The organism is Curtobacterium sp. PsM8 (genome assembly GCF_030433875.1).
Classification (GTDB): Bacteria; Actinomycetota; Actinomycetes; order Actinomycetales; family Microbacteriaceae; genus Curtobacterium.
This window is the reverse complement of record NZ_JARUXD010000225.1, coordinates 1-214: the sequence shown is the minus strand read 5'-3', so window position 1 is coordinate 214 and position 214 is coordinate 1. Positions and strand designations below refer to the sequence as shown.

General features: G+C 78.0%; 1 protein-coding gene. It reads left to right on the top strand.

Annotation, left to right across the window (positions count from 1 at the left end; genetic code table 11):
* Positions 1-214, top strand: a 214-nt coding sequence (locus tag QCD68_RS17395) for a YdeI/OmpD-associated family protein (RefSeq protein WP_367316851.1), incomplete at both ends; no start/stop codon positions are given.

Below are 214 nucleotides of genomic sequence, written 5' to 3'. Positions count from 1 at the left end.
CGCCGCGGCGCTCTGCGCCGGCGGGAGCGACGGGTCGAAGCGCGGCCTCGACGACGCCACGTTCCACCAGCGGTTCACGCCGCGACGGAAGGCGTCGCTGTGGGCGCAGCGGAACGTCGGGCTGGGCGGGGCGCTGGGCGAGCCGGGACGGATGCGCCCACGCGGTCAGGCGGACTTCGACGGGGCGAAGTCCGACGGCCGGTGGGACCGGGCG